Source organism: Bacillus sp. LR--39 (genome assembly GCF_053613335.1).
Genome location: NZ_JBSIOT010000022.1, coordinates 1 through 2,838, shown reverse-complemented (window position 1 = coordinate 2,838; position 2,838 = coordinate 1). Strand labels below are relative to the sequence as shown.

Below are 2,838 nucleotides of genomic sequence, written 5' to 3'. Positions count from 1 at the left end.
TCTTTATGGCATGGACATGGGAAAGGAGCGAATAAGATGGCCCAAAACGAAGAAAAAACACCGAAGTCCCAAAAGATTCAGGACCGCATTATTATGGCAATGATCTGGGTAGTCGCAGCCCTTGTGATTGCGCTGGTTGTAGGCACTGCATTGAATTATATAAATATCTTCAAATAAAAAAGGAGCTGTGTCGCAGACACAAGCTCCTTTTTTATTATTTATTTTCAAAAAGACTTGTTGAGTGAAGAGGCTGTACGCGGGCTTTCGGGTCCATGTAAGCCTTGGCGTTGTTCACTGCTGTTGGTGCCTCACCGAAGCCGCTGGCAATCAGGTTGACTTTTCCTTCGTATGTACAAATGTCACCTGCTGCAAAGAAGCCTTCGATATTTGTTTCCATTGTTGATTTCACGACAATGGAATTTTTCTCGATGTCCAGGCCCCAGTTTTTGATCGGTCCAAGAGATGAAACGAAACCGTAGTTGACGATTAAGTCATCAATTTCTAAAATCTCTTTGCGGTCGCCTTTCACTTCTTCAAGCACTAGCTGTTCGATTTTGCCTTCGCCGATCAGCTCCGCAGGGACGAATGGTGTCAGGACATTAACCTTCGACGCATGAAGGTTTTCCACACTGTGCTCGTGCGCACGGAACTTGTCGCGGCGGTGAATGATCGATACTTCTTTTGCGATTGGCTCAAGCATAAGCGCCCAGTCAACCGCGGAATCTCCACCGCCAAGGATCGCAACGCGTCTGCCGGCGAATTTTTGCAGATCATCAACGAAGTAATGGAGGTTTTTGCCTTCATACTGCTCGGCATTTTCAAGTTCCAGCTTTCTCGGTTTGAATGCGCCATTTCCTGCAGTGATGATGACCGTTTTAGAGTAGTGGGTTTCTTCATTTGTTACAAGCTTAAACACGCCGTCTGCTTGTTTCTCAACAGATTCAACCGCTTGCTCCACACAAATGGTTTGGTCGAATTTCGCCATTTGCTCTTTTAGGTTATTGATAAGCTCTTGCGCGCGGATTTTCGGGAATCCCGCTACATCATATATATACTTCTCAGGGTATAGGGCGCTAAGCTGTCCGCCGAGCTGAGGCAGGCTTTCGATAATTTTGACGCTTGCCTGTCTCATCCCGCCGTAAAAAGCGGTGAATAAGCCGACCGGTCCCCCGCCTATAATTGTAATATCATAAACCTTTGTATCCTCTCGCATACGAAAATTGCCTCCTAAATGAAAATTGTTATTAATTATACCATATTGCCGTTGAAATTGACGAGTCAGCAGAAAAAATCGCAAGGATCTAACATGCCCATCCGTTCTTGAAAATATTTCCGCAGGCCGCTACGATAATAACCAAATGAAATGATCTTTTTCTGAATGTTTCTTGGGCCAGCCGGATAAACATGATAATAGTGCTACGGGTAAGGACTTCACAAAAAACTTTTCAATATATTTCATAAAATCCCGCCAATAAGCTGAAGCTAACACAAATGATGATTTTATTATGGGTCTAACAAAAGCAAAAAAAGAGAAGGTGGATGTGATGGCATTGAATAAGCCCAAAATCGTGATTTTAGGTGCAGGATATGGCGGATTGATGACGGTGACAAGGCTGACGAAGTATGTCGGGCCGAATGATGCTGACATTACGCTTGTAAATAAACACAATTATCATTATGAAACGACATGGATGCATGAAGCGAGCGCGGGTACGCTCCATCATGACCGCTGCCGTTATCAGATAAAAGATGTAATCAACCAGTCACGGGTGAATTTTGTACAGGATACTGTAAAGGCAATCAAAATTGATGAGAAAAAAGTTGTGCTTGCGAATGGAGAATTGCAGTACGATTATTTAGTCATCGGGCTCGGCGCCGTGCCTGAAACGTTCGGCATTAAAGGCTTAAAAGAATATGCGTTTCCGATTGCCAACATCAACACGTCGCGCCTGCTGCGGGAACATATTGAGCTGCAGTTTGCGACTTACAATACGGAAGCGGAAAAACGGCCGGACAGGTTAACGATCGTTGTTGGCGGTGCCGGATTTACGGGAATTGAATTTCTTGGCGAACTGGCTGCTCGCGTGCCGGAGCTCTGTAAGGAATATGACGTTGACAGAAGCCTTGTCCGCATCATTTGTGTGGAAGCAGCGCCGACCGTTTTGCCGGGCTTTGATCCGGAACTTGTTGATTACGCCGTACATTATCTTGAGGAAAACGGAGTTGAGTTCAAGATCGGAACGGCTGTACAAGAATGTACACCAGAAGGAGTCAGAGTCGGCAAAAAAGATGAAGAACCAGAGCAGATCAAATCGCAAACCGTTGTATGGGCAGCAGGTGTCCGCGGCCATCCGATTGTAGAGGAGGCCGGTTTTGAAAATATGCGCGGCCGGGTGAAAGTCAACCCTGATCTTCGCGCCCCAGGACATGACAATGTCTTTATTCTCGGCGACAGCTCGCTGTTTATGAATGAAGATACAGAGCGCCCGTATCCGCCGACTGCGCAAATTGCAATGCAGCAGGGCATAACGGTCGCTATAAACCTTGGCAGGCTTATTAAAGGCGGAGAGCTTGAGGAATTCAAGCCGGACATTAAGGGAACAGTGGCTTCTCTTGGCGAGCATAACGCGGTTGGGGTTGTTTATGGCAGAAAGCTGAAAGGCACGCCCGCTTCGTTTATGAAAAAAGTCATTGATAACCGCTCGCTGTTTATGATTGGCGGACTCGGACTGACACTGAAAAAAGGCAAGTTCAAGTTTTTCTAAAAACCCGCGGAAGCGGGTTTTCTTTATTAAAAAACGCCAAAATAAAAAGAGAATGAGAGGAAAATAAGTATGT

Annotated in this window: 3 protein-coding genes; 2 read left to right on the top strand and 1 reads right to left on the bottom strand. The window is 45.6% G+C overall.

What is annotated here, in order from left to right; translation table 11 throughout:
• Positions 1-36 precede the first annotated feature (36 nt).
• Complete coding sequence (locus ACWHAR_RS19615; protein ID WP_003228723.1) at positions 37-177, top strand: hypothetical protein; 141 nt, start codon at positions 37-39, stop codon at positions 175-177.
• 37 nt (positions 178-214) lie between these two features.
• On the opposite strand, the gene yumC is transcribed toward ACWHAR_RS19615, so the two are convergent.
• Positions 215-1,213 (bottom strand): ferredoxin--NADP reductase 2, encoded by a 999-nt coding sequence (gene yumC / locus ACWHAR_RS19610; RefSeq protein ID WP_017695550.1) that lies wholly within the window; start codon positions 1,211-1,213, stop codon positions 215-217.
• A 331-nt stretch (positions 1,214-1,544) separates the two neighbouring features.
• Here yumC and ACWHAR_RS19605 point away from each other — a divergent pair, with 331 nt between their 5' ends.
• Positions 1,545-2,765: an NAD(P)/FAD-dependent oxidoreductase gene (locus ACWHAR_RS19605; protein ID WP_041057634.1), complete on the top strand. Its 1,221-nt coding sequence runs from the start codon at positions 1,545-1,547 to the stop codon at positions 2,763-2,765.
• Positions 2,766-2,838: the final 73 nt, after the last annotated feature.